Source organism: Bacteroides sp. An51A (genome assembly GCF_002161565.1).
GTDB classification, from domain to species: domain Bacteria; phylum Bacteroidota; class Bacteroidia; order Bacteroidales; family Bacteroidaceae; genus Phocaeicola; species Phocaeicola intestinalis.
Genome location: NZ_NFIC01000001.1, coordinates 327792 through 354680 on the forward strand (window position 1 = coordinate 327792; position 26889 = coordinate 354680).

The 26889-nt window shown below is 50.3% G+C and carries 20 protein-coding genes; 15 read left to right on the forward strand and 5 right to left on the reverse strand.

Annotation, left to right across the window (positions count from 1 at the left end):
* Positions 1-9: 9 nt before the first annotated feature.
* On the reverse strand, positions 10-912 hold the full coding sequence (locus tag B5G04_RS01255) for a cation diffusion facilitator family transporter (RefSeq protein ID WP_022038624.1): 903 nt from the start codon (positions 910-912) through the stop codon (positions 10-12).
* Positions 913-1119: 207 nt separating this feature from the next.
* On the opposite strand from B5G04_RS01255, the gene pafA reads away from it, so the two are divergent.
* Positions 1120-2760 carry an alkaline phosphatase PafA gene (gene pafA, locus B5G04_RS01260; RefSeq protein WP_158100013.1) on the forward strand — a complete coding sequence of 547 codons (1641 nt, stop codon included), beginning with the start codon at positions 1120-1122 and terminating at the stop codon, positions 2758-2760.
* 161 nt (positions 2761-2921) lie between these two features.
* Here pafA and B5G04_RS01265 read toward each other — a convergent pair whose 3' ends face one another.
* The 4 genes from B5G04_RS01265 to B5G04_RS01290 all read right to left on the reverse strand — a co-directional run bounded on the left by B5G04_RS01265 (position 2922) and on the right by B5G04_RS01290 (position 8302).
* Positions 2922-4502, reverse strand: coding sequence for a hypothetical protein (locus B5G04_RS01265; RefSeq protein ID WP_087248672.1), 1581 nt, complete (start codon positions 4500-4502; stop codon positions 2922-2924).
* 1 nt (position 4503) lies between these two features.
* Positions 4504-5535 (reverse strand): HlyD family secretion protein, encoded by a 1032-nt coding sequence (locus tag B5G04_RS01270; protein ID WP_087248670.1) that lies wholly within the window; start codon positions 5533-5535, stop codon positions 4504-4506.
* Positions 5536-5717: 182 nt separating this feature from the next.
* Entirely contained in the window at positions 5718-7028 is a 1311-nt protein-coding gene (locus tag B5G04_RS01275) for a TolC family protein (protein ID WP_087395294.1), read from the reverse strand.
* Positions 7029-7783: 755 nt separating this feature from the next.
* Complete coding sequence (locus tag B5G04_RS01290) at positions 7784-8302, reverse strand: hypothetical protein (RefSeq protein ID WP_143270405.1); 519 nt, start codon at positions 8300-8302, stop codon at positions 7784-7786.
* Positions 8303-8450: 148 nt separating this feature from the next.
* Between B5G04_RS01290 and metG the strand changes: the two genes are divergently transcribed.
* The 14 genes from metG (at position 8451) to B5G04_RS01360 (ending at position 26504) form a co-directional block, all read left to right on the forward strand.
* Positions 8451-10493 (forward strand): methionine--tRNA ligase, encoded by a 2043-nt coding sequence (gene metG, locus B5G04_RS01295; protein WP_087395303.1) that lies wholly within the window; start codon positions 8451-8453, stop codon positions 10491-10493.
* A gap of 109 nt (positions 10494-10602) precedes the next feature.
* On the forward strand, positions 10603-12057 hold the full coding sequence (locus tag B5G04_RS01300; protein ID WP_087395307.1) for a lipopolysaccharide biosynthesis protein: 1455 nt from the start codon (positions 10603-10605) through the stop codon (positions 12055-12057).
* A gap of 62 nt (positions 12058-12119) precedes the next feature.
* A complete protein-coding gene (locus B5G04_RS01305; protein ID WP_087395310.1) occupies positions 12120-12350 on the forward strand; it encodes a DUF3791 domain-containing protein in 231 nt (76 codons plus the stop codon).
* The gene (locus B5G04_RS01310; RefSeq protein WP_087395313.1) at positions 12347-12835 is read left to right on the forward strand and encodes a DUF3990 domain-containing protein; all 489 of its coding nucleotides are present in this window, start codon (positions 12347-12349) and stop codon (positions 12833-12835) included. Before B5G04_RS01305 ends, B5G04_RS01310 begins: the two co-directional genes overlap by 4 nt.
* On the forward strand, positions 12832-13050 hold the full coding sequence (locus tag B5G04_RS01315; RefSeq protein ID WP_022039230.1) for a hypothetical protein: 219 nt from the start codon (positions 12832-12834) through the stop codon (positions 13048-13050). The genes B5G04_RS01310 and B5G04_RS01315 overlap by 4 nt, the downstream gene beginning before the upstream one ends.
* Positions 13051-13076: 26 nt before the next feature.
* Complete coding sequence (locus B5G04_RS01320; protein WP_143270406.1) at positions 13077-13664, forward strand: DUF4840 domain-containing protein; 588 nt, start codon at positions 13077-13079, stop codon at positions 13662-13664.
* A 180-nt stretch (positions 13665-13844) separates the two neighbouring features.
* Positions 13845-14759, forward strand: a complete 915-nt coding sequence (locus tag B5G04_RS01325; protein ID WP_087395316.1) for a hypothetical protein — start codon at positions 13845-13847, stop codon at positions 14757-14759.
* A gap of 886 nt (positions 14760-15645) precedes the next feature.
* On the forward strand, positions 15646-16641 hold the full coding sequence (locus B5G04_RS01330) for a hypothetical protein (protein WP_087395318.1): 996 nt from the start codon (positions 15646-15648) through the stop codon (positions 16639-16641).
* A gap of 10 nt (positions 16642-16651) precedes the next feature.
* A complete protein-coding gene (locus B5G04_RS01335; RefSeq protein WP_087395321.1) occupies positions 16652-17560 on the forward strand; it encodes a glycosyltransferase family 2 protein in 909 nt (302 codons plus the stop codon).
* Between the two features lie 36 nt (positions 17561-17596).
* Entirely contained in the window at positions 17597-18505 is a 909-nt protein-coding gene (locus tag B5G04_RS01340) for a glycosyltransferase (protein ID WP_087395324.1), read from the forward strand.
* 162 nt (positions 18506-18667) lie between these two features.
* On the forward strand, positions 18668-20815 hold the full coding sequence (gene rnr, locus B5G04_RS01345; RefSeq protein WP_087248652.1) for a ribonuclease R: 2148 nt from the start codon (positions 18668-18670) through the stop codon (positions 20813-20815).
* 168 nt (positions 20816-20983) lie between these two features.
* Complete coding sequence (locus tag B5G04_RS01350; RefSeq protein ID WP_022040771.1) at positions 20984-22447, forward strand: DUF3375 domain-containing protein; 1464 nt, start codon at positions 20984-20986, stop codon at positions 22445-22447.
* 93 nt (positions 22448-22540) lie between these two features.
* Positions 22541-23116: a DUF4194 domain-containing protein gene (locus B5G04_RS01355; RefSeq protein WP_022040772.1), complete on the forward strand. Its 576-nt coding sequence runs from the start codon at positions 22541-22543 to the stop codon at positions 23114-23116.
* Complete coding sequence (locus B5G04_RS01360; protein ID WP_022040773.1) at positions 23100-26504, forward strand: SbcC/MukB-like Walker B domain-containing protein; 3405 nt, start codon at positions 23100-23102, stop codon at positions 26502-26504. Before B5G04_RS01355 ends, B5G04_RS01360 begins: the two co-directional genes overlap by 17 nt.
* Positions 26505-26889: the final 385 nt, after the last annotated feature.

Consider the following 26889-nt stretch of genomic DNA (forward strand, 5'->3'; position numbering starts at 1 on the left):
CTTAATTCTTCATTTCATCGGCTCTACATGGATGTTGATGTATGTATCCTTCCCATATGTGTCACGCAATTTCTGCTCTACTTGCGTGGCACGGTCATGCGCCTCACTCAAAGGCATATTGCCATCCATCCGGATATGCACATCTATCGCATAACGGTTGCCTATACGCCTCGTGCGCAAATGGTGCGGCTGTGATACACCAGGTACCGAAAGCACCAAGTCGGTGATATGACGTTCCACATCATCGGGCAACGAACGTTCCAACAGTTCGTCCAGACAAGGTCCCAATTGCTTTATCGCCACATGGATAATAAAAAAACTTACGATAACTGCCGCCAAAGGGTCGAGTACCCGCCAGTCTTCGCCCAACAAAATGGCGCCGCCGATACCTACTGCTGTCCCTATAGACGAAAACGAATCACTCCGGTGGTGCCAGGCGTTAGCTATCACCGCCGGACTATCGTATTTCCTTCCTACCAGACGTGTGTAATGAAACAGAACCTCTTTCGACACAATTGAAAACAATGCTGCCCACAAGGCAATCCAACCCGGCGAAGGCAACGTTTCCCCCTGTAAAAAAGCGTAAATCTGTTCGCCTCCGCTCCATAGGATACCAATACCTACCACCAGTAATGCCACGCCAATCAGCAAGGTGGCAAAGGTTTCATATTTTCCGTGTCCATAATCGTGTCCTTTGTCTTCCGGCTTGTCTGAAATACGCACAAACACCAATACAATCACATCTGTAGCCAAATCGGATAATGAGTGTACCGCATCAGCTATCATCGCGGCACTGCGTCCCAATATGCCTGCAGCAAACTTACACAGCACCAGCACGACATTTACCACGCTGCCTGCCAGCGTCACCCCGTATATGGCACGCCGGCGGACAGCAGCATCAGTCTCATTCATATCACATTCATTTTTTACATAAGCATGGGGCAAAGATACGCAATTCTAATGAAGAATAAAGAACGAAGCATAAGGAATCTTCATATTTTTGACAGACAGGACAAGAATCCCGACAATCTGATTCGTATCACTTTTGTAATACCTGTTTCACGCCCCTGTAACACAAAAACTACACCTTTGCACCCGAATCAAAAAAGACAAGAAATTATGAAAAAGAGTTTCATCACCCTGTTATTATGCTTGTGTTGCAGCTTCGTGATAAAGGCACAAACCAATTCGCCACACGTAGAGCGTCCCCGATTAGTAATCGGCATTGTAGTCGACCAGATGCGTTGGGATTACCTCTACCGTTTCTATCCGCGTTTCGGAGAAGGAGGCTTCCGGCGCCTAATGAACGAAGGCTTCAGTTGCGACAACACTCATCTCAACTACATACCCACCGTGACCGCCATCGGGCACTCGTCTATCTATACCGGTTCCGTACCCTCTATCCATGGCATTGCAGGAAACAATTTCTACAAGAATGATACACTGGTATATTGTACCGACGATCCTACCGTAACAGGTGTGGGAAGCAACAGTCCTGCCGGCAAAATGTCACCACGCAACTTATTGGTCACCACTATCGGCGACGAACTGAAACTTGCTACCAACTTCCGTTCGCGCGTCATCGGCGTAGCCTTGAAAGACCGCGCTTCGATTCTTCCTGCCGGACATACACCCGATGCAGCCTATTGGTTCGATGACGAGACCGGACGCTTCATCACCAGCACTTATTACCGGAAATCACTTCCCCAATGGCTGAACGACTTCAACCAACGTGACCTTGCCCGACAATATCTCTTGCAAGACTGGGACACCCTCTACCCCATCGAGACCTACACTGCAAGCACAGCCGACAGCACTGCTTACGAATTACCCCTTGCCGACACTCCTATACTGCCCGTGCCCACCTCACACCTGTTCGAACAGAAAGGCTACAGTGTCATCCGCACCACTCCTTATGGCAACTCGCTCACGCTGGAACTAGCCAAGGCTGTACTGAAAGGTGAACAACTGGGTCAAGGTCCCGAAACTGATATGCTCACCGTCAGTCTTTCGTCAACCGACTACGTAGGACACCAGTTCGGAACTTATGCCATCGAAACAGAAGATACTTATCTCCGTCTTGACCGTGACCTTGCCGACTTTTTCCGTACGCTGGACGAGACGATAGGTAAGAATAACTACCTTCTCTTCCTTACTGCCGACCATGCAGCCGCCCACAATTTCCGCCTGATGCAAGACTGTGGAATTCCTGCCGGGGGCTGGTATGCGGGCACTGTCAAAGATTCGCTCAATGCTGTGCTTGACAAACAGTTCGGCTCTGGCCATCCACTGGTGAAAGACATCCTTAACTATCAAGTATTCTTCGACCATGCATACATCCGCCAAGCAAACATTGATTTACGCGCCGCAAAAGCCTGCGCCATTGATTTCCTGAAAAGTTACCCACAATTTGCCTACGTGGCAGACATGGAAGACCTGAGTAACGCCACCCTACCTGCCGATGTGCGCGAACGTGCCATCAATGGTTACAACCGACTGCGCAGCGGTGACATTCAGCTCATCATGCAACCCGGCTGGTACAACATTGACCGACCTGATAAAACAGGTGGTACCGACCACGGCGTATGGAATCCTTATGATGCACATATCCCGCTGTTTTTCATGGGTTGGCACATCGAATCGGGTAATACTTTCCACCCTGTACACATGACTGACATTGCCGCCACCGTCTGTGCCCTGCTTCGCATACAGATGCCCAACGGCTGTATCGGAACACCTGTAGAAACAGTAGTGGAATAAAACAACCGGCATCCTTTAACCTGTTTAAATTTTGCTCAGCCCCTTAACTTCATAACGCATCAATGAAACACAAGACGGACACAGAATTTACATAAACACCTTATATAATAAAAGGTATCGAGAAAAATCTGTGTCCGTCTGTATGTTATCTCCAAACCCGTTTACCTGAAAGCTTTTTCCGCCTCACGCCTCAAAGCACGCCAGCCGGGCATCTGTTTCAGTTCGCGACGGATAGGAGCATCGTAAAGCAAGAAGAGAAGGAACAGCAGAAGGCAGGCGTAAATCACCCAGCCATAGATTTGCTTGATGCTCACTTCCATCATCCGTTCGATGAACCCCGGCATATATCCGCCTAAATCGAAAGGCGAGGAGCTGACTGCTACGTTATCAATAGCAGTGCCGTAACGCGCCAGATTATCCGCCATGTAGTAAGACAGACCTTCGGTATAGACGGCTGCCCCCAGTACACCGCCTACCACCATGTGCAGCATATTGAACACACTCAACGCCTGGAAGAAGTGCTGAAACGTCATAATTTCTTCCAGACAGACCATAAACGTAGCACTCAGTACGGCATAGGCGAATCCACGGCACGCTACAGGCAGATAAAGCTGAGAAATATGAATTTCTGACGAAAGCGTGAAATAAAAGCCTACAAGATAACACGCCAGCACAGCTATGCCTACCGCCAGAAGGCGCAAATAACTGAACCGTCTTACGTGCATCCACCAGTAAGCGAAAAGACAGCCTGCCACCACACCCGCCAGCACCAGCCAGTCGAGCCGGACGCTGACCAACGCCTCATAATGCATCACGCTCTCGTAGAACACTTCTTCCAGCGAACGTTCGGCGGCAAGGTACATTTCGACCAGCATAATGAGCAGCAAGATGGGGAAAAGATGCCTGTATGTCCACATCTTCGGTTCGAGGAAAGGATGGCGCACATGAAGCATCCGTCCGACACACACCGCCAGCGTGGACACAATCATCACTGCCAGCACGCGAATAACAGGACTGTTCCACCAGTCGTAAAACTCTCCGTAACAGAAGAAATAAGCCACTTCCAGCAAGAGCAGCGCCCACAACAAGGCTCCCAGCCAGTCGATGCCGAAAAGCGGGAACTTCTTGACGATGCGGAAATGCCGTGTACAAAGGGTGATTATCAACAAGTCAACCATCATCACCCCCGCCATGAACCAATGCATGTACGACCAATGATAGTAATGCATCAGATAAGTGGCAAGAAGGTCGGACACCTGCATGCTCCCTAATATAATAATGTGCAGCATGGGGAAGAACACCGTGAAATCACGCTTTGGCGTCATCCAAAGCTGGATGGTGGACATACATTCGAAAGTACCCTGTATCTTGCAGATGCCCTCCACGAAACAGATTACCCAAAGCAAGGGCAGGAACGTAACGTGTGGTGCAGCCAAGTTGCACACCAACACACCCGTAGCAGATACCGCCAGCAACGTCTTGTTGGTGAAACGGAACTTCATCCGGAACAGCAGAGGGAAATAAATCGCCATTCCCGCCAGGTTGGCATAAAGACACATTAGCAAGTCCTCGCGCATCAGGGTGATTTCACCCATCATCTCTGCCAGCGTACCCAGATAAAGCCCTCCCGAAAGCTGGAACGTGACTGCCATAAAGACATAAAGCCAGGGCTGCATGAGACGGGGCACAAAGCCGCGGACCATCGGCATCGTGAACGGTCCGTTAAGTACAGGCGCTCCCATCTCAACGCTTCACTTTACATTCCACATTCAGCCCAGCACGCAGAAGACTCAGCTTCTCCACATCGTTACCTTTCAGGCTGATACGGACAGGCACGCGCTGTTCCACCTTTACAAAGTTGCCTGTAGCATTGTCTTGTGGGATGAGCGAGAAGGCGGCTCCCGTGGCATCCGAGATAGATTCCACCGTGCCGGTATAGGTCACACCCGGAACGGCATCGGCGGTAAGCATCACTTCCGAACCTACATGAATGTGCGGAAGTTGGGTCTCACGGTAGTTGGCAATGACCCACAAGTCCTGCCCGTCTACGATATCCACCATTGTTTGTCCGGGCTGCACCAGCTGCCCTTCATGAATATCCTTGCGCCCCGTCACGCCGTCGCAAGTGGCGACAATCACGGTGTACGACAGGTTCAGCTTTGCCAAATCCACGGCTGCTTCCGCCAGCCGGATGCCCGCTTCGTTCTGCTCCAGCCGGTGCGTCTGCTCATCACGGGTGAGGGCGGTCGATTGCTTGGCACGCAAGAGCTGTTCATAACGTGCCTTAATAGCTTCGTATGCCGTGTGCACTTGGTCGTATTGTTGAGGTGTCACGGCATCTTGCTTCAGAAGTTTCTCGTAGCGGTGCCATTCACGCTCGGCGTTCTGCATCTGCACCCGCACTTCTTCGATGCCCGCATCGCTTACACGCAGGTTGTTTTGTGTAGTAGCGATACCGGTCGATGTGGCACGGCGTCCCGAAAGGGCGTTGGCAAGGTCAGCTTCTGCCTGAGCAAGGCGCAGGCGGAATTCGGTGTCTTCTATCACCAGCAAGGTATCGCCTTTGCGCACCGGCTGGTATTCTTCGAAATAAATCTTCTTGATAAAACCCTGCACACGGGTATTGACGGGCGTAATATGTTGACGCACCTGCGCATTATCGGTATATTCCACACCCAAATGAATGAAGCGCGAGCAAACGTAAACCAGTCCCACGGCAAGCAGGGCAATCACTACGGTATTATAAATCTGTTTTTTAGTCTTTTTTGTAAGCATAAGTCTATTGAGTTTGGTAGTTAAGAAGTTAAGAAATTAAGGAGTTAAGAAATTAAGGAGTTAAGGAGTTAAGAAATTAAGGAGTTAAGGAGTTAAGAAGTTAAGGAGTAAAAACTATTGGCTTAACTCCTAACGAAGCGAAGCGGAGTGATAACTCCTCTAACTCCTTTAACTCCTTAAAATTACAACGTATGTGTCACATATCTCATCTGATAATAATGGTAAACCAAGTCGATGCGGGCGTTCACCAGTGCAAGATCGGCGCTCAGTTTGGTGTTGCCGGCATCCAACATGTCGGTCAGCAGGGCAAGCTCGTTGCGGTAGCGGTTGCTGGTCACGCTGTAATTCTCATTAGCAAGCTGCACGTTCTTCTCCTGAGTCCGCAGCTCGGTAAAAGCAGTCAGCAGAGAAGTATAGCTTGCCTGTACGGCATTTTCCACCTGCTCTTGTGCCAGCCCGTGTGTCTCTTGCGCCCGGCGCACGTTCAGCCGTGCCTGCTTCAGCTTGCGGGTATTCTTGAAGAGCGACGAGAAGTTATAACTCACACTTACGCCCACGTACCACTGGTTGAAGTTGTTGTCCAAAACGGGTACTTCGATAGTGATAGGTCCATCCAGATGTTCGGCGGCAAAGAGCGACACCTTAGGCAAGCGTTCCGAGCGTTCGCGTTTCACCAGTTGCTTGCTCGTCTCGATGCCCGTCGCCGCCTGCCGCAAGTCGATGTTGGTCTGTGTGGCAAGCTCCTGCCAGTCATTTTCGCTTAGTGTCTGCACTTCGGTGGCAAGCAGGGTTGTGTCAGGCACGACGACCGTCTCTTCGGGCAAGTGCAGGATAGTCACCAACCGGTGGTTTACTATCTTGCACGCATCGTTCACCTTCGCCAATTGCAGTTTCAGATTTTCTTTCTGAAACTCATAGCGGGTGATGTCGTTTTGCAAAGCGGTGCCCTGCTCGCGCCGTGCCTGCATGTCGGCTATCACCTGCAGGGCGAGGGCGAGGTTTTTTTCCAGCACCTGCGCCTGGTTGTTCAGCTTGTACAAGTCGAGGTAATATCCCACGAGCTGGAAGCGGACATCCTGCCGGTTCTTCTCCCAGTCCAGTTCCGCCTTTTGCTTATCAAGCCTTGCCAGCTCGATACCGCTGTTCACCGCCCCTCCGGCATAGATAACCTGTTGGGCTTCGAGGGCGAAATTGTTCCCCCAGTGGGGCATGTCGATGTGGGTGGCATTGCCAAAATCGCGGTTCCACAGCTTCCCGTCGCCCCAATAGCTGCCCGAAAGCGAGGCGCTGATGTCAGGCAGACGTTGCGCTTTTGCCGCCTTCAGCGCTTCGGCGGCAGCTTCTTTTCCTGTCGCATACGCCTGTATGCTTGTACTGTTCACATCGGCAAGGCGGAACAGTTCATCGATGCCCATCACTCGCGGTTGGGCACAAAGGTGCAGGCTGCATAGTGCCACCAAGCAAGGCACTATGAGCCTAAAGTTTTTGCTCATAATGTAACTGATTAAAAAATGGTTGAATGAAAAAATAGAAATCCCCGTTGTCGTATACCGAAGCCGGCCATCAAATCAAAGCCGCCACGCCCCATGCGTGGAAATCATGAATTTTGTTACTAAAACGGACGATGTAAGTTTTCTTCTGTGTCATATTCGTAGGGCGGACTCTTTCTAAATCCGGCGCGAAGTTAGAAAAACAATCCGCAAGTTGTAACCTTACAAGCGCTGCATTTTGCATTTCTTTAACAAAAAAGCTACATATATCACACAAGCGAATATACATCAGAAACTCATTCCAAATCAGCACACGATAAATTCAAAACAGTTCACCATGTTTCTTTCCAGATTTCAAAAGAAAACACAAAAACACCGCTTAAAAAAGAGCCGTACTGAAAACAGAGGTTGTCATCCCTTAATTCTTGTTATAAAACATTTTATTTTAGTCAAAACATTTGCATATTTCCCAGAAGTCCGTACCTTTGCAACGTGTTTTTCATAGTATTAGATTTAAGGTTAACAAAGGTTGGAGTACAGCGGTACTCCTTTTTTTATGTCCATACGTTTGGACATTACGCTTTTGCCTATGGTTTCATGCCTGTTACAGCCCTAAAGAGTTTGCAGGAATGTATTCATAGCTTTCAACGCATATAGGTCTATCCGCTGTAAGATTAATAATCTTACACCAGACGAAGTTATCTGCGCTGAGAAAAGAAGATAATAACAACCTTTTAAATAATCTGAATACTACCCATTTATTTAAACCTTACCGCTACTCCTATCAGATGGTTGACCGGCTCCCCGTTAAGGCTGGCAGGGATGAAGTAAGGCAGGTTGCGGACCACCTCGCAAGCAATGGAATCCATTTGGCGGTATGAACGGGCATCAGGCGCAAATACCTTTGCCGACCTTGCGAGGGTGACGTGACAAGGCAATCCCATTTTATTGACCACAAAATAGACCACAGAGATGCCTTCACCGATGTGGATGTCCTTCACGGCTTCTTGTATGTAGTGTTCCAAGCCCGTATTATATTCCGAGCCGTAAGGCTTAGGAATGGAAAACTCCGGCCCGCTGTCCGCATATCTGTAGACCGTATCTCCTTCTATCATGTCATAAACCGGCTTTCCGGTCTCACGCTCCAAGGTTATCGGTTCTTTGTCCGGTTCCTTTACCTGTATCGTATCGGTTTCAGCCGCAAGCGGAGTTCCTGTCTTCTGCTGTCCTCCGCAGGCTCCTAAGGCAAGCAATAAGAAACATATCATCGGTTTCATACGCACATAAGGTTTTGGTCTCTGCAAATTTAGGGAAAAGAAGGGAAAAGCGCAACCGCAAGATTCTTCATTCTTCGTTCTTCATTCTTCATTTAAATTCGCTATCTTTGCAAAAGTTATTTAGTATCAAAGAAAAAACATACGCTATATGGAAAAGAAATTCAAACGGACTACTGTCACCTCGGCATTGCCTTACGCCAACGGGCCGGTCCACATCGGACACCTGGCGGGCGTATATGTGCCTGCCGACATCTACGTGCGCTACCTGCGCCTGAAGAAAGAAGAAGTATTATTTATCGGAGGCTCGGACGAGCACGGTGTGCCTATCACCATCCGCGCCAAGAAGGAAGGATGCACGCCGCAGGATATCGTGGACCGCTATCACAAGCTCATCAAAGACTCATTCAAGGAGTTCGGCATCTCGTTCGACGTATACGGACGGACCACTTCGAAGGTGCACCACGACACGGCGTCGGCGTTCTTCCGCACCCTCTACGACAAAGGTGAGTTCATCGAGAAGACTTCGATGCAGTATTACGACGAGGAAGCGAAGACCTTCCTTGCCGACCGCTACATCACGGGCGAATGTCCGCGTTGCCACGCGCAGGGCGCTTATGGCGACCAGTGCGAGAAATGCGGCTCCACCCTTTCGCCCACCGAGCTGATTAACCCGAAGAGTGCCATCAGCGGGAGCCAGCCGGTGATGAAGGAAACCAAGCACTGGTATCTGCCGCTCGACAAGCACGAGGCATGGCTGCGCAAATGGATTTTGGAGGACCACAAGGAATGGCGGCCCAACGTGTACGGACAATGCAAGTCGTGGCTCGACATGGGACTTCAGCCTCGCGCCGTAAGCCGTGACCTCGACTGGGGCATCCCTGTCCCGGTAGAAGGTGCCGAAGGCAAGGTGCTTTATGTGTGGTTTGACGCTCCGATTGGCTACATCTCGAACACCAAGGAACTGCTGCCCGACTCGTGGGAGAAATGGTGGAAAGACCCCGAAACGCGCCTCATCCACTTCATCGGAAAGGACAACATCGTGTTCCACTGCATCGTGTTCCCTGCCATGCTGAAGGCGGAAGGCAGCTACATCCTGCCCGACAACGTCCCCGCCAACGAGTTCCTGAATCTGGAAGGAGACAAGATTTCCACCTCACGCAACTGGGCGGTATGGCTGCACGAATACCTGCAAGATTTCCCCGGCAAGCAAGATGTTTTACGCTACGTGCTCACCGCCAACGCACCGGAGACAAAGGACAACGACTTTACGTGGAAAGACTTCCAGGCACGCAACAATAATGAGCTGGTAGCTGTATACGGAAACTTCGTAAACCGTGCCTTAGTGTTGACCCACAAGTATTTCGAAGGCAAGGTGCCCGCTTGCGGCGAGCTGAACGATTACGACCGGGCGACCCTGCAGGAATTTGCCGACGTGAAGGCACAGGTAGAGAAACTGCTTGACGTATTCAAGTTCCGCGACGCGCAAAAGGAAGCTATGAACTTGGCACGCATCGGCAACAAATACCTTGCCGACACCGAACCGTGGAAGCTGGCGAAGACGGACATGGACCGCGTGGCAACCATCCTCAACATCGCCCTGCAACTGGTGGCGAACCTTTCCATCGCGTTCGAGCCTTTCTTGCCCTTCAGTTCCGAAAAGCTGCGCAAGATGCTGAACATGGAGACTTTCAGCTGGGAACAATTGGGACGTACCGACCTGCTGGAAGCCGGACACGTGCTGAACAAGGCGGAACTGCTCTTCGAAAAGATAGAAGACGACGTCATTCAGGCGCAAGTGGACAAGCTGCTCGCCACCAAGAAGGCGAACGAGGCTGCCGCCTACAAGGCTAATCCCGTGAAGCCGACGGTCAGCATCGAAGACTTCGACAAGCTGGACATCCGCGTAGGCACGGTGCTGGAATGCGAAAACGTGCCCAAGATGAAGAAGCTCCTGAAGTTCAAGATAGCCGACGGACTGGAAAACCGTACCATCGTGAGCGGCATCGCCCAGCACTACAAGCCCGAAGAACTGGTGGGTAAGCAAGTATTGTTCATCGCCAACCTCGCCCCGCGCCAGTTCAAGAACGGCTTAGTGAGCGAAGGCATGATATTGAGTGCCGAAAACTTCGACGGCTCACTGGCGGTCACTTCCGTCTTGCGCGAAGTGAAGCCAGGTAGCGAAGTGAAGTAGCTTTTTATTTTCACCACAGATTACACAGATTAAGTAATTAAAATAAAAACACAGAGGCAATCCTAATAAATAAATCTGTGTAATCTGTGGTGAAAAAAACACCAACCCTATGCCCGAACAATCATTAAAGGAAAAGACCGCGAAAGGACTGTTCTGGGGAGCCGTCAACAACGGTGCCCAGCAATTGCTTGTGCTCTTGTTCGGCATTATCTTGGGACGGATTCTCGGACCGGCGGAATACGGCATGGTGGGAATGCTCACCGTCTTCACCCTCATCGGGAACTCGTTGCAGGAAAGCGGATTCCGGGCGGCATTGGTGAACGTGAAGAACATCCGGCACGAAGACTACAACGCCGTGTTCTGGTGCAGCGTGTTCATCGGGACAGGCGCTTATTTGCTCCTTTTCTTCTGCGCCCCGCTCATCGCCCACTTCTATCAGGAACCCGAACTCATCCCGCTGGCACGCTATTGCTTTCTTGCCATTCCCATTGCCAGCCTCGGCACGGCGCAAGGAGCCTATCTATTCCGCAACCTGAAGGTGCGCCAGCAAGCGCTTTCGGGCATCATCGCCCACGTGGTGTCGGGATGTCTGGGCATCACGCTCGCCTTCAATGGCTTCTCTTATTGGGGCATCGCCACGCAAAGCCTTACTTACCTGATAACCGTAACGCTCTGCACGTGGTATTTCTCGCCTTGGCGGCCCACGTTCCGCATCGATTTCCGGCCGCTGAAACCGCTCTTTGCCTTCAGCAGCAAACTCCTGATAACAAACATCGCCAACCAGCTGAACAACAACCTGCTCTCGGTGATACTGGGAAAGTATTTCAATCCGCAAGCCGTGGGCAACTACAATCAGGCGAACAAATGGAACGGCACGGGGCACCAGTTCATTACGGGAATGATGGGCAGCGTGGCACAACCCGTATTGGCAAGCATCAATGACGACCGCGAACGCTCCCTGCGTGTGTTCCGCAAGATTCTCCGCTTCTGCGCCTTTCTTGCTTTTCCGGCAATGTTCGGGCTAAGCATCGTGACACACGAATTGATTCTGCTCACCGTAGGCGAGAAATGGACGGGCAGCATCCCCCTGATGCAGTTGCTCTGCATCGGAGGTGCGTTCATTCCTCTCAACACCTTGTTTTCGAACCTCATCATCAGCCAGGGGAAATCGAACATTTACATGTGGAACATCATCGCCCAGGTCGTGCTCCAGTTGGCAACGGTATTGCTGATTGCCCGCTTCGGAGGCAATATCTACGCGATGGTCATTGCAGGCGTATGCATCAACGTGGGCTGGCTCTTCGTGTGGCAACGCTTTGCCCGCCGCTTTATCCGTCTCAGCCTGCGAATGCTCCTGCTCGACCTTGCTCCCTTCCTCCTCACCGCCCTCGCAGCCTGTGCCTCCGGCTGGGCAATAACGGCATGGATGGGAGGACCGCTTCTCATTACTTTCCTTACGAAAATCATTGTTGCGGCAGGATGCTATTTCCTCATAATGAGGCTTGCTCGTGCCGAAATCCTGCAAGAATGCATCGATTACCTGTTTAGGAAGAAACGCGCATAAATCGTTTGTAAAGTAACGGAACTTTGCTACATTTGTGGAAACAATCAAAATACCAATCCATTATGAAAACAGAACCTAACACCAAAGATAAAGTGGCTTATATCATCGCCGTAATCAGCGAATTTGCCACAGCACATTCGCTTACCCCATCACAAGCCTATCGTTATTTAGACAGGTTTAAAGGTATCGACTTTGTGACTCGTTTTTATGATGTCGAACACACCTTTTCCTTTGAGGATGTGATAGCAGACCTCACCTCTTATTGCCACCGGAAAGGAGGAGCGTTGGTATGATACTTTATCACGGTTCAAATATTGACATCACAGATATAGACCTCTCACAATCGAAAGTGGGCAAAGATTTCGGATGCGGATTCTATCTTTCGGCAGACAAAGAGCAAGCACTCGCACTGGCAAAGCGGAAAACAGAGCAAATCGGAACAGGAAATCCTGTACTGAATGTTTACGAATTCGATGAAACCAATTTGCAGAGCGCAAATTTGTCCGTTCTCCATTTCCAAACATATAGCCAGGAATGGGCGGAATTCATATTGATGAACCGCCGGAACCGTACCCGAACTCCTGCACACGATTATGACATTGTCATTGGACCGATAGCAAACGATGCGGTCGGCCTTCAAATACGGCGATTCACGGCAGGACTGATAAACAAAAACCAGTTCATCGAAGAACTGAAATATATGAAAGGAGTCACCATCCAATATTTTTTCGGCACAGAAAAAGCAATCCGTTATCTGAAAAAACTCAAAACCCTATGACCAAAGAAACATTTATGATAGAAGAACTATCCAAGGAAATCGTGCTCCTCTTAATGGAAGAGCACGGAATGGATTTGAAAGAAGCCCTCCGTACACTCTATACTTCGGACACCTATGCCAAGCTGACAAACCTCCGCACGGGGCTGTTTTCGCAAAGCACCGCATACGTGTACGAATACCTTGAGCACGAACTGGCGACAGGAAAAATGGCATAAAAGACAATCTAAAATACCAACGCGTTATGAAAACAAGATGCTTATTAGTAGGAGCGATGCTCCTTAGCCTTTGCTGCTTTATGAGTTGCAACAAAGACGAAGACCTCTTTTCACGTGATGAAATCCAGCGGTTCCTTTTTAATATGAAGGATGATTATTACGGAACAGTAGAAGTAATTTGCCGTAAGGATAGTCTGACTCTTGATACCTTAAAAACCGTAGCCCGCTCCCGCGATTCACTGATGTTTATTATGCCGTTGGAGCCGATAGCCAAAATGGTTTCGGATAAAAGCGTAGCCCAACGGCTGTGTGATATCGGCGAAATTACGGTTACTGCCGGATATGAATTTTTAAATGCAACAGGTGAGACTTATACCAATTTTAGATTATATCCTGAAGATGCTATCATTTACGGTGGATTGGGAGCACCGCCTACCATCCGAATTGTTTTTTCTTCGCTTTATGACGGTCGTTATGAATATTATAATCAAAAGAATTATATTTCATTCAATATTGCCCCGGCAGAGTTATGGGTAAACGGCGAGAAATACGAAACGTTTCAGGTTCCTTACGCCGATAAAATAGTTTACCATTTCGAAGGCGAAACCAAATAGTAAAATTTGAATATCCGCAATCATTCCCTGTAGGGGCGGGGTTAGCCCGCCCGTATGCATTCACGTAGACGTTTTCGGGCAGGCAGACCCTGCCCCTACAAGGCATTGGGTGGAATGCGAAATTCATATAATAAAAACAATCTGCGGAAATCCGCGTTAATCTGCGTTTCAACATACTCCATGAGCACCCTTTACGTAGTCAGCCCCCCGCTTGAAATCTTCGAAGGCTTGAAGCCCGAAGTGAAGCAGCACATCGTGATGCTGCCCGACTTCCTGCGCTATCCCGCCGGACGCTTCAAGGGAATCACCCGAAGCCTGCTTGCCGGACGCATCCCCCTGCCCAAGCGAATCCTGTATTATTGGTTTCCGAAAGAACACTTCGACCGGATTATCCATGCCCGTCCCGGCGATGCCATTTTGATTTACGAGGCGTGCAATGTGCGGGTGCTCCGTGCCATCCGTCCTTATCTGCCTAAGGACGTGCCCTGCTACATCTACTATTGCAACCCCGTAGGCACCACCTTTCGCCGTCCTGCCGAAGAACTGCAAGCCATCCGCTCCCTCGGATACCGTCTGACGAGTTTCGACCCTTGCGAAGCAAAGCGATACGGAATGGAGTGCACGGGACAATACTTCCGCTATCCCGAAAGCCAATCCGATGATATCACTTCCGATTGTTTCTTCTGCGGGCTGCCCAAAAACCGTGCCGGACTTCTTCATGACCTTCGTACCAGTCTGGAGTCTGAAGGCCTTGTGTGTGATTTCGTCATTCCCCGCACCCCGTCGGAGAAGCTCACTTATCCCCAGTACCTCGACCGCCTTGCCCACACCCGTTGCGTCATCGACATCTGCCAGCAGGGACAGACCGGACTGACCCGCCGCCCCCTCGAAGCCCTCTTTTATGACAAGAAGCTCCTGACGAACAATCCGGAGATAGCACGCTATGACTTCTATCGTCCGCAGAACGTCTTTATCCTTGGAAAAGACCCGATAGAGCGGCTCCGTGCCTTCATCGAAAGTCCTCTTGCCAAGGTGCCCGAACACGTCCGTGCCGCCTACGACGTGAACGAGTGGATTAGGCATTACTTATTCTGACAAGAAACGTTGCAGGGATGGAATCGCTGTCTAAAAACACCCTATATGAATGTATTCCGTCACGGCAACTCCACCCCTGCAATACGAATCTTATCTTATTATTTTATAAAATAAAGTACCATAAAAAAAGCCGTTATGATTATTGCGAGTATCACAATAGCCATACATCCCCACCTTACAATTTTATCTTTTGCCATAATTTACTTTTTTTAAATAAACAAATTACTGCAGCTGCAGCCACTCCACAACCTGAACAAATTTTATATAATACTTTCGCTGTTGTACCATACTTTCCATTTGCTGTATCATCGGTTGTTTTGTCAACACAATCTATCCAAGAAGAATCCCCCCTTGATGTTGGAATGATTTCTCCACTTGCATTTGCAATTTACATTTAGCTGTACAAAGATAAACACATAACATTATTTACATATGCAATATGATATCAAAATATTAAATATGTAACAAAATATTGACGCAAATCAACATTTACATATACATAATGACAATTTAATATTTTGTTTATAATCCTGCATAAACGAGGAAACACTGACCTTGTCTACCTTATACGACATTGTGACCAAAGGTTTGGGCGGAAAACTGAGCATACAAGTGCAGCTGTAAATATCGCAAGGGCGGGCAGACCCCGCCCCTACAGTTGGTGCTTTTCGCTTGATTATCCTTCGAAAAACGTGCAAAATGCAATTCAGACCTCTAAAACACATTTTGCACGTTTTTCAAGGCCTGTTCTCGGGGTACGGCGCACATTTTTATTCGCTTCCGAAGCGGTTTTTCGGGAAATAGAACTAACTTTGAAACCGTAACAAATAGTTAATGACGGCAGCGGTTGTTGGCTTGCCGTCGTTAACTATTAATTATTAACGATATGAACTACATCATCACTTGGTTTTACCGCGAATCGGCGGACGAGGCGAGCTTCTATCCGCAGATGGGGCAGAAGGGCGACTCGGCATTGGTGCATTCCATCTATATGCAGATTCAGGTGCCCTTCTTCCACACGTTCCGCCGTTATAATCCCGAGGCAGGGCTGCTGTTCTTCACCAACCTACAACGTGACAGCTTGCCTCGCTTCTTGCTGGAAACGTTTGATGCCTTGCGTGTCAAGGTCATCACGCTCCCCTATACGTGCCGTCCGCCGAAGGACTGGTACGGGGCGTGGCAAAACCAGTTCTATCTGTATGATATCTTGCGGGACATGGAAGGCAGGATGCAGGCGGACGACACGGTGCTGGTATGCGACGCCGATTGCCTGTGCCGCTCTTCGCTCGGCCCGCTATTCGACGAGACACGCAAACGGGGAAGCGCGCTCTATGAGTTCATCACCGACCGTACCGTTTCTATCAACGGCATTACCTTGCCCCAAATGGAAGCGTTCTACGAGGCATGCTACGGCGAGCCTCCCCGTTCGCCCCTTGCTTATTACGGTGGCGAGTTCATCACCCTGCGGGGCGACAAGGTGAGCCTCATCAACAGGGCGTTCCGCGAATTGTGGCAATTCAACCTCAATCGTACATCGCGAAACATCCCGAAGCTGAACGAGGAAGCGCACGTGCTCAGCATCCTTGCCGAGCGGCTGAACCTGCGCAACGCCATAGCCAACCGCTACGTGAAGCGGATGTGGACTTCGCCGCAATTCAACAACGTCCGTCCCGAAGACGAGCATCTTGCCGTATGGCACCTGCCTTACGAGAAGAAGCGAGGGCTGTACCGCCTCTTCCGCCTTCTTGAAAAACAAAAAGGGTTGGGCGATGAAGCCTGCTTTTGGAAGAAAGCAAAAGCGTGGACGGGCGTGCCTGCCGTGAGCCTCGTCAAGCGTCTGCGCGACCGATGGACTACACTGCTGATGTTGTTTACGAAATAAATCAAGAGCCATGAAAATATTGACTATCATTGTATCTTATAACTTTGAGAGGTGGATGAAGCCTTGCTTGGAAAGCTTAATGCATTCCGCGTGTCCCACCGATGTGCTGGTTATCGACAATGGTTCGAAAGACGATACTGTGCAAACCGTCCGGGACGCTTACCCGCATGTGCGCCTCCTTGCCAACGGGAAGAATTTAGGGTTCGGACGGGCGAACAACATCGGCATGCGCCTTGCCTTGGAGGAAGGCTATGACGCCGTATTCCTGCTGAACCAGGACGCATGGGTGGCACCGGACGCCATCGGCTCTTTGGCAAGTCAGGCAGAGAAGCATCCCGAATACGGCATCCTCTCGCCTGTACATCTGAACGGGACGGGCAACCAGCTGGACCACGGATTCGCCAGTCATGTGCATCAGACCGACCCTGCACGCATTCCGCGCGACCGGGACGTGACAGAAGCTCCCTTTATCAACGCGGCATTCTGGTTCATTCCCGTCCGCACGCTGAAGAGGCTGGGCGGATTTTCGCCTCTCTTCTACCATTATGGCGAGGACAAGGACTACGTGAACCGCCTGCATTACCACAAATTGAAAGTGGGCTATGTGCCGGGAGCTTACGGGAACCACGACCGCCAATCGCGCCCCGTCACCCGTGAGGTGTTTTTCCGCACCGAGTACGTGTATCTGCTCTCCGAATATACCAACCTGAACCGCACTTTCGGGAGCGCTTTCGCCTATAGCGTCCTTGCCTGCGTGAAGAAAAGCCTGCTCGCCTTCGTCCATCACAAGTGGAAAGACGGATGCACCTATCTGCGCCTTGCCCTGAAGCTAAGTGGAAAGACGCACGCAGTCAGGTGCGTCCGCCGGCAGACCCGCAAGGAAGCGCCTCACTTCTTACTCGAAACAGCCCGCCATTAATTATTAATTGTTAATTGTTAATTACTCACTGAAACCATGTACGCTCCGATTCTCCTATTCGTCTACAACCGTCCCGGGCACACACGCCGGGTTATCGAGTCATTAAAGTCTAACGCCGAGGCTTCCGCCAGCCCCCTCATCATCTACGCCGACCAGGCACGAGGCGAAGCCGATGCTCCCCGCGTGGAAGAAGTGCGCCGGTACATCCGGAGCATCGATGGCTTCGGGCAGATAAAAATCATTGAACGTACAGAGAACTGGGGGCTTGCCCGCAACATCATCGATGGCGTGAGCACGCAGGTCAACGCTTACGGACGTGTGATTGTGCTGGAAGACGACTTAGTGGTGTCGCCCTACTTCCTGCGCTTTATGAACGATGCGCTGGAAACGTACAAGGACGAAGAGCGGGTAGGACACATTCAGGCGTGCGACTTTACGAAAGACCCAGCCTTGCCCGACACGTTCCTCATCAAGTGGACGGGAAGCTGGGGATGGGCAACGTGGGCACGGGCATGGCGGCATTTCAATCCCGACGGGAAAGCCCTGCTCGCCCAGCTGGAAGCGCGCCGCCTCACCCGCACCTTCGACTTCGGAGGCAACTATCCCTTCACCCGCATGCTCCGCCGCCAGATTGCGGGCAAGAACAATTCGTGGGCGATACGCTGGAACGCCAGCCTCTTCCTCGCCGGCATCCTTTCGCTGAACGTGGGCAAGTCGCTGGTGCAGAACACCGGATTCGACGGCACGGGCACGAATTGCGGAGGCGGAGGCCTCTATGCTTCCGACCTGTGGATGCATCCGCTCCCCGTCGTCCCTATTTCCCCCATCGCGGAGAACCAAGAAGCCCGCCGTGCCTTCGCCCGCTATTATCACCGCACCAACGGCTTTTGGGCGAAAGCCATCCGGCGCATCAAGCGGACGTTGCGGGGAGACTTCGGAGCTTAGTTCTCACCACAGATTACACAAAAGGCGTTACAATCATTACAATTACAATTAGCCTTCATGAATATCTGCCACGATTGAAGACTATCTAAATAAAAATGCCTCAAAACAAACAAGATTCCATTTATTTTCTTTACTTTGTAGGAAGAAAAAAAACTACCGACTATGGCTAAGAAGAAGAAAGAAAAAAAAGGCGGGAAACGCATGAAGAAAAAAGAACTCGCCGAACTGCTCATCAGTTATTTCCAACTGCGGGCAGGACAGGCCTTCGGGCTGAAACAATTGTTCAGGGGGTTGAAACTCACTACACACCCCTTGAAAATGCTCTGCACGGATATCCTGCAAGAAATGGCTGAGGACGGATTCCTCATCAAAACCGAAGACGGACAATATAAACTGAACGATAAAGGACAAGTGCTGACCGGTATCTTCCAGCGCAAAAGCAACGGTAAGAACTCGTTTACGCCCGATGACGGAGGAGAACCCATCTTCATCGCCGAACGCAACGCGGCACACGCCATGAACGGTGACAGGGTAAAAGTGAGCCTTTGTGCACGCCGCAAGCGCAAAGAACCCGAAGGGCAGGTCATCGAAATTCTGGAACACGCCAAGACCACCTTCGTAGGCACGCTGAAAGTGACCAAGAACTACGCTTTCCTGCTCACCGAATCGAGCACGCTGGCAAACGACATCTTCATCCCGAAGGAAAAGCTGAAAGGCGGAAAGAACGGCGACAAGGCGGTGGTGCGCATCACCGAGTGGCCCGACGAGGCGAAGAATCCTTTCGGCGAAGTAGTGGACGTGCTGGGCAAAGCAGGCGACAACAATACCGAGATGCATGCCATCCTGGCGGAATACGGGCTGCCCTATACCTATCCGGCATCGGTGGAAGCCGCGGCGGAGAAGCTCTCGGCGGAAATCACCCCCGAGGACTATGCCGAGCGTGAGGACTTCCGCACCGTGACCACCTTCACCATCGACCCCAAGGACGCGAAAGACTTCGACGATGCCCTCTCCATCCGCCCGCTGAAGCCGGGGCTGTGGGAAGTGGGCGTGCATATCGCCGACGTGTCGCACTACGTGAAGGAAGGCGGCGCCATCGACAAGGAGGCCGTGAAGCGCGCCACCTCGGTATACCTGGTCGACCGCACCATCCCGATGCTTCCCGAACGCCTGTGCAACTTCATCTGCTCGCTCCGCCCTAATGAAGAAAAGCTCGCCTACTCGGTCATCTTCACCCTCAACGACAACGCCGAAGTGAAGGATTACCGCATCCGCCACACGGTCATCAAGTCGGACCGCCGCTTCACCTACGAAGAGGCGCAAGCCATCATCGAGACCGGAACGGGCGACTATACCTACGAAATACTGGAACTGAACCGCCTCGCCCAGCAGCTCCGCGCACGGCGCATGGCAGCAGGTTCCATCGACTTCGACCGCGTGGAAGTGAAATTCGAAATCGACGAAAAAGGCAAGCCGCTGAGCGTGTACTTCAAACAATCGAAAGAAGCCAACAAGCTGATAGAGGAATTCATGCTGCTGGCAAACCGCACCGTGGCGGAACACATCGGCAAAGTGCCCAAAAACAAGAAGCCGAAAGTATTCCCCTACCGTATCCACGACCTGCCCGACCCGATGAAGCTGGAAAACCTGAACCAGTTCATCGCCCGCTTCGGCTACAAGATACGCACGGGGGGAAGCAAGACCGAAGTGTCGCGCTCGCTCAACCGCCTGCTCAGCGACGTGTCGGGCAAGAAAGAGCAGAACCTCATCGAGACGGTATCGCTCCGCGCCATGCAGAAAGCCCGCTACTCCATCCATAACATCGGGCACTACGGGCTGGCGTTCGACTATTACACCCACTTCACCTCGCCCATCCGCCGCTATCCCGACCTGATGGTGCACCGCCTCCTCACCCGCTACGAAGCCGGAGGGCGCACCGCCCAAGCCGACAAGTACGAGGAATTGTGCGAGCACAGCTCTGCCATGGAGCAGACCGCGGCAAGCGCCGAACGCGCCTCCGTGAAGTACAAGCAAGTAGAGTTTATGGGCGAACGTATCGGCAACGTGTACGACGGTGTCATCTCGGGCGTCACCGAATGGGGCATCTACGTGGAAATCAACGAGAACAAGTGCGAAGGCATGGTACCGATGCGCGACCTGGGCGATGATTACTACGAGTTCGACGAGAAAAACTACTGCCTCATCGGACGCCGCCATCACCGCAAGTTCAGCCTGGGCGACCCGGTGAAAATCAAGGTGGCACGCGCCAACCTGGAGAAGAAGCAGCTCGACTTCACGCTGGCGGAATAACCCTGCCTCAACTATTCACCACAGAGGACACACTGAAATCATTTTACCCATGGCCTCTGTGGTGATATATGAATAGGATATTCTCCGGAAGTCCTTAAAATTTTCCACAAGCACTGCCATTGATTTCCACAAGAAGTTTGTAATTTTGCACACTAATTGAAAATAAGAATGGCGTTACAAACTGAAGTGTTATCCGAAATCCTGCGAACTTCGCCTTGCGTGGAACTGCTCCGCTTGCGCAACCGGCAACTGATTATCCTATTTCTTTTCAAAATGTTCTATCATAGGCAGACCGCCGTGCCTTTCGAATCCTTACGCATGCAACTGGCCGACTACCTGAGCGCTGTACGACTAGAACAGGACGAAGAAAGCGGCATCACAGAATTCGATTCATTCGAGGAAAAGGCAGGCAAATACATCCAACGGTGGACCGACAAAGGATTCTTGCGCAACTATCAGGAAGAAACAGGCGAAGTATTTTACGAGCTATCACTCTATACCAGCAAAACCATCGACTGGCTGCTGAGCCTGAAACGTGAGGAATTCGTGGGCACGGAATCGAAATTCATGAATCTCTTCGGACAACTGAAGGAACTGGTAGAGTTTACCAACGAAGACAAGGAAGAGCGCATACGGATGCTGGAAGAGAAAAAGCGCGAGATAGAACACCAGATTCAGTCCATCCGTGCAGGAGGTGACGCACAGATATTCGAGGAATACCAGATATTGCCTCGCTTCAAGCAAATCAGCCAGTCGGCAAAAGAATTGCTTTCCGACTTCAAAGAGGTAGAAGAAAACTTTAAAAGCATTACCAAGGACATCTACCGCCGACATGCCGACGGAGCATATTCAAAAGGTGACATCCTGGGCTTTACCTTCGATGCCTTGGCAAACCTACAACAGAGTCCGCAAGGCAAAAGCTTTTATGCCTTTTGGGATTTCCTGCTGACCCCTTCATTACAACACACATGGGATGAACTGGTGGAACACCTCTACGACACGCTGGACGACAAGCGGTTGGAGGTGAACGACACCTTCCTGAAAAATATGAAGCAATACCTCTATTCCGCCGGGAAAAAAGTATATCAGGCAAATGACAAGATGGCAGAGAAACTAAGCCGCATCATCTGCGAAAACGGAACGATACCTACCATTGCCACCCAACGGGTGATAACCGACATCCAGTCGTCCCTGTTAGCATTGGCACAAAAAGGCATCACGCCCGATGTATCGCTGGAAGTAGAAACACTACCTGACATCAATATGCCTCTGGAACGGAAACTTACCTTGGAACGAAACGTAGAAGTCATCTATCGACAAGCATTGGAAATGGCAAGTTCGGACATCAGCGAAGCCCATTCGGCAGAGAACCTGTTCGTGCAAAACCGTATAGACCGACGCACATTGAAACAACACATTCAGCATGCCTTGCGACACAAGCGTCAGACTACATTAGGCGATGTCATCCAGGAAAACGGTGGCTTACAGCAGGGTTTGTCGGAATTATTCGGCTACATCAGTGTAATACGCGATTTCCGGCATATCATCCATGCCGAGCGGACACAGACCGTAACGTTCGACGAAACACAGCACAAAGCAATTGTTATTCCAGAAATCATTGTCGTGCGATGAAGTGCATGTTTACAGAGGACACTGAGTATTTCAATTATTTCCTCTGTGGTAAGCCCAAACTCCAAAACCCAAGAACTTAAAACTCAAAAACGAATGAACTTAGAATCTTACATCTCCCCATACGCACGGGCAGTGGTCTGCCTGTTGAAAGGTCCGGTAAATACCACCGACCGATGCTGGAACGACCTGTTACATTACCAGACAGAAATCCAGAAATATATTTCACAAATCGGGCTGGAACTGATTGTAAAACGCGACGAAGGATTCGCTTACCTGAAACAGATGACCGACGAGAGTGGCAATACCCTGGGACTGGTGCCCCGCAAGCCGCTGGGGTTCGAATGTTCAGTGCTCGCCATCATCCTCCGTGAGGTGCTCGAAGAATTCGACAGCAACCTTGACGAGCTATATACCACCGCATGCTACATCACCGGCAAGGAACTGAAAGAACGCATCGAACTGTTCCTCCCCGAACGCTTCAACCGTGTCAAGCTCTTAAACGAACTTGACTCGTACATCGCCCGTATGGTGCAACTGGGGTTCCTGATAGAAAGAGAGCAAGAAGGGCGTACCTTTTATCAAATCCACCGCATTATCAAAGAAAAGGTCACACTCGACCAATTGGTAGAATTTAAAAAGAAACTCGAAAGCTATGTTGAATCTGTTTAGTACATCTTCGGATACGGCGGGGTTCCGCCTCGACTATATGGAAATCTATAACTGGGGCACATTCCACGAACGCATCTTCCGACTTGCCCCACAAGGCAACAATGCCTTGCTTACCGGAGCCAATGCTTCGGGCAAAAGCACCATCATCGATGCGTTGCTCACTTTACTGGTGCCAGCTAAGAAAGACCGTTTCTATAATCAGTCTTCGGGCGTGGAAAAGAAAGGGAACCGTACCGAAGAAACCTATGTACTGGGACATTACGGTAATATACAGAAAGAAGGTGAACGGGGAGTCACCACGCAAGCCTTACGTGACAAAAGCGCCTACTCGGTGCTGCTCGCCTCGTTTTCGAATACAGACCAGCGGGTAGTTACCATCTTCCAGGTGCGCTGGTTCTCGGGTGGAGAACTGAGACGTAGTTTCGGGCTTGCCCATGTCCCCCTGGAAATACAAAAAGACTTTCAGCCCTTCGATGGCAAAGGTGTATGGCGGCGCAGGCTGGAGGCATCCTACAAAGGAGCACGCACGCTGGTTGAGTTCTTCGACGGACCAGTAGGCTATGCCGAGCGCATCACCCAACTGTTCGGTATGCGTTCGGTCAAGGCACTGAGCCTGTTCAACCAGATTGTGGGCGTGAAAGTGCTTGACGACCTCGATGAATTTATCCGCATCAATATGCTGGAAGAACACGATGCCGAATCCCAGTACCTACAACTGAAAGATAGTTTTACTACCCTGATAGACGCCAAAGTCAACATTGAGAAAGCACGCACCCAAATAGAGATGCTCCAGCCGATAGCCAGCCTGGCATCCCAAATAGAAAGTGCCGACGAACGGCTTCACCAGCTGATGACCGACAAAGACACAGCTGTCTATTGGTTTGCCAAACAACTGATAGACCTTGCCAAGGAGAAACTCGATGTGGCAATGAAGGAAAAAGAAAAACTGGAAACCGAAATCGCACACCTGCGCCAGCGTGAAGAAAAACTGAAGCAGGAAGAACGCACACTCTCGCTTGCCATCGAGAAAGACGAAGTCGGGCGTAAACTGAAAGAATTGGAAACCGACATCGAACGCCTCTCAAAAGTGCGCAACGAGCGAATGGCATCAATGGACACTTACAACGAACTTGCCAGCAAATCCGGGTTCTCACCCAACCCCGACGAAAAGACCTTCAACGCCCAGCGGGCCCAGGCTGCACAACAGATTGAAGAATGGACGGAAACCAAGGAAACATGTATCCGAAAACAAGTCCAGACAGAAAATGAACAAAAAAAACTGGCACAGCAGGTAGAAGAGCTGGTACACACAGTAGAAATGCTCCAGAAAAACAAGAACAACATTCCCTTACGCGAAACCGAAATCCGTGACGCCATTTTAGCGCATACAGGAGCTTCGAAAGAAGAAATTCCTTTCGTTGGCGAATTATGCCGGGTGGCTGAAGACGAAAAAGAATGGGAAATAGCACTGGAAAAAATCCTGCACCACTTCGCACTCCACCTTATTGTGCCCGACAAATATTACCATCAGGTCAACGAATACGTAAATACCACCAACTTGAAAGGACGGGTGATGTTCTACCGCTATACGCCCTCAGGTTCGCTTGCCGGTATGCAGACGTACCAGCTTTCCGCTGGCGAAGAAGGACAAGTCATCGACAAGATTGAAATCCGTCCCGATAGCGAATACGAAGAATGGGTGCGCGACATGATTCTGGAAAAATACAACTACACATGTGCCGATACACTGTCCGCATTCGAGCGTTACCGAGAAAAAGTGGTTACCCGCGAAGGACTGGTCAAATTTGCCGGCGAACGCCACGAGAAAGACGATCGTCCACACATCTTGCGCCGTGAGAATTTTGTTCTGGGCTGGGAGAATAAAGAAAAGATACGTCTCTTGCAACAAGAATTGCTCCAACTTCAGGAACAGGACGCCACGCTTGCACGAGAGATAGACCGCATCCGGCAAGAAGCTGCAGAAGGAGAAGCCCGGTGTGCCTTGCACCGCCGATTGGTAGACTTATTCCCTGACTTCAAGAAAATAGACTGGCAAAGCTTCGTAGGCGAAATCCAACGCAAACAGGAAGAAAAAGAAGCCTTGGAAAAAGGGAATGACCATCTGCACACCCTCCAGACACAACTGGAAAATGTACACGAAGAACAGCACCGCCTCTCGGTGACTGACATTCCGGAACACACCCGGAAAATGATTCATGCCGAATACCGCATCGAACAGTTGCAACGGGAAATAGACGAAAACCAACGGGTAATTTCGTCCATCCGGTCATTACTCTTCACTGATTTCGAAAAGAATTATGCCTACTTGTGCGAACTTTCTTACGACCAATTGAAACAAGAGCGCGGCAAGTTCCAGGCAAAGAACGAGCGTGAGCGCAAAAAACTGGAAACGGAAAAACGCGGATACGAAGACGAGGCAAAAGTGAAAATTACCGCCTTCAAGCATCCCGATGAGGATATCCTCACCCGTTTTAAAGACTGGCGTGCCGATGTAGACACTTTGCCTGATGCCACTCATATCGAACTGATAGACGCCTACCGGCAAATGCTGGAAAGGCTGGAAAAAGAAAACCTGCCCAAGTACGAAAAGCAATTCGACGGCTATCTGCAAAAGACACTCACCGATAAAGTGGGCGAGTTCCGGATGTTCTTCATCAACTGGATGCATACCATCAAGAGCAACATCGATATGCTCAATGACTCGTTGAAAGCCATCGATTACCGGATGCGTCCCGTTACCTACATCCAGCTCACCGCCCTTACACAAATCAGTGAAGAAGCCAGCGAGTTCAGACGGCTTATGGACGAAGCGGTTCCGAATGTACAGAAAATCAATGCCACATCCGACGGCAGGCGAATACACTTCTACGAACACGTAGAACCGTTTATGAGCCGTCTGGCAGACGAGGAATGGCGAGCCAAAGTTATGGACGTACGCTTCTGGTTCACCTACAAAGCAGAAGAATTCAACCGCCAGAACGGACACAAGGAAACCACCTATGAGAATATGGGACACCTTTCGGGAGGAGAAAAAGCGCAGCTGACGTATACCATCCTCGGTTCCGCCATTGCCTACCAGTTCGGACTTACCAAAAGTGGATTGCAAAGTGATTCGTTCCGGTTCGTGGCAATCGACGAGGCATTCAAGGCACAGGACGAAGACAAGGCACGCTACCTCATCACCCTGTGCAAGCAACTCCATCTCCAACTCCTTGTAGTGACGCCCAACGACAACATCCATATTGTGGAAAACGATATCTCGTACGTCTATTTCGTAGAACGCAAAGAGGAGAAAACCTCCTGGCTCTATAGCATGCCGATAGAACAATGGAAACGCGAGACCCACGAACAACCAAGTAGGACCTGAAACCGAACTACTGACATGAAACCGCACCAAAATAAAAGTCTGCTTTCATTTTATCACTGCCAGCACAGTGAAGGATTTCGAAAACATAAACCGATGCATACGAAATCCTTCGCTATGCGCCTCCAGACATACTTTTTGATAGTTCAATCCTATTTCAGCACACCATCTTATCATACATTTCCTCCAGCATATAGGAAAAATGTATGAAAAAAATTCCGTTTTTGACAAATTGCATGTATGAAAATTTTGAATTTTCCATGATTACTTATATCTTTGTTATGTCTAACCAATTACTATGAATAATGGCAGACGGTATTACATGTAAAGAAAGATATTTTTCATGCGTTTATCTTTTACTTCCTGAATATTGTAAAAACAAAAAAGG

Excerpts from the sequence above, each read along its gene's own strand:
- B5G04_RS01255 (WP_022038624.1), bottom strand. The coding sequence starts at position 912 with ATGAATGAGACTGATGCTGCTGTCCGCCGGCGTGCCATATACGGGGTG.
- pafA (WP_158100013.1), top strand. The coding sequence starts at position 1,120 with ATGAAAAAGAGTTTCATCACCCTGTTATTATGCTTGTGTTGCAGCTTC.
- B5G04_RS01265 (WP_087248672.1), bottom strand. The coding sequence starts at position 4,502 with ATGGGAGCGCCTGTACTTAACGGACCGTTCACGATGCCGATGGTCCGC.
- B5G04_RS01270 (WP_087248670.1), bottom strand. The coding sequence starts at position 5,535 with ATGCTTACAAAAAAGACTAAAAAACAGATTTATAATACCGTAGTGATT.
- B5G04_RS01275 (WP_087395294.1), bottom strand. The coding sequence starts at position 7,028 with ATGAGCAAAAACTTTAGGCTCATAGTGCCTTGCTTGGTGGCACTATGC.
- B5G04_RS01290 (WP_143270405.1), bottom strand. The coding sequence starts at position 8,302 with ATGAAACCGATGATATGTTTCTTATTGCTTGCCTTAGGAGCCTGCGGA.
- metG (WP_087395303.1), top strand. The coding sequence starts at position 8,451 with ATGGAAAAGAAATTCAAACGGACTACTGTCACCTCGGCATTGCCTTAC.
- B5G04_RS01300 (WP_087395307.1), top strand. The coding sequence starts at position 10,603 with ATGCCCGAACAATCATTAAAGGAAAAGACCGCGAAAGGACTGTTCTGG.
- B5G04_RS01305 (WP_087395310.1), top strand. The coding sequence starts at position 12,120 with ATGAAAACAGAACCTAACACCAAAGATAAAGTGGCTTATATCATCGCC.
- B5G04_RS01310 (WP_087395313.1), top strand. The coding sequence starts at position 12,347 with ATGATACTTTATCACGGTTCAAATATTGACATCACAGATATAGACCTC.
- B5G04_RS01315 (WP_022039230.1), top strand. The coding sequence starts at position 12,832 with ATGACCAAAGAAACATTTATGATAGAAGAACTATCCAAGGAAATCGTG.
- B5G04_RS01320 (WP_143270406.1), top strand. The coding sequence starts at position 13,077 with ATGAAAACAAGATGCTTATTAGTAGGAGCGATGCTCCTTAGCCTTTGC.
- B5G04_RS01325 (WP_087395316.1), top strand. The coding sequence starts at position 13,845 with ATGAGCACCCTTTACGTAGTCAGCCCCCCGCTTGAAATCTTCGAAGGC.
- B5G04_RS01330 (WP_087395318.1), top strand. The coding sequence starts at position 15,646 with ATGAACTACATCATCACTTGGTTTTACCGCGAATCGGCGGACGAGGCG.
- B5G04_RS01335 (WP_087395321.1), top strand. The coding sequence starts at position 16,652 with ATGAAAATATTGACTATCATTGTATCTTATAACTTTGAGAGGTGGATG.
- B5G04_RS01340 (WP_087395324.1), top strand. The coding sequence starts at position 17,597 with ATGTACGCTCCGATTCTCCTATTCGTCTACAACCGTCCCGGGCACACA.
- rnr (WP_087248652.1), top strand. The coding sequence starts at position 18,668 with ATGGCTAAGAAGAAGAAAGAAAAAAAAGGCGGGAAACGCATGAAGAAA.
- B5G04_RS01350 (WP_022040771.1), top strand. The coding sequence starts at position 20,984 with ATGGCGTTACAAACTGAAGTGTTATCCGAAATCCTGCGAACTTCGCCT.
- B5G04_RS01355 (WP_022040772.1), top strand. The coding sequence starts at position 22,541 with ATGAACTTAGAATCTTACATCTCCCCATACGCACGGGCAGTGGTCTGC.
- B5G04_RS01360 (WP_022040773.1), top strand. The coding sequence starts at position 23,100 with ATGTTGAATCTGTTTAGTACATCTTCGGATACGGCGGGGTTCCGCCTC.